At 61.6% G+C, this 242-nt stretch carries 1 protein-coding gene; it reads right to left on the bottom strand.

Going from position 1 to position 242, the window contains the following annotated elements:
* The coding region (locus HFE01_RS26780; protein ID WP_167442931.1) for an AMP-binding protein at nt 1-242 on the bottom strand (242 nt) is incomplete at both ends.

Here is a 242-nt window from a genome sequence, read left to right on the forward strand (position 1 = left end):
ATCCGGAAGCCCCGGATTTTGACCTGATCATCCATCCGGCCGATAAAGTCCACATGGCCGTCTGGCATCCACCGCGCCAAGTCGCCGGTACGATACAGTCGTTCACCCGGCACGTACGGGTTCGCTACGAATTTCTCCGCCGTCAGGTCCGTACGGTTCAGGTACCCCCGTGCGACACCAGCACCGCCAATGCACAGCTCGCCCAGTACGCCGATCGGCACTGGATTCAGCTGGCTGTCCAC

Source organism: Paenibacillus sp. EKM10P (assembly GCF_011800655.1).
In the GTDB taxonomy this organism is placed as follows: domain Bacteria; phylum Bacillota; class Bacilli; order Paenibacillales; family Paenibacillaceae; genus Paenibacillus; species Paenibacillus polymyxa.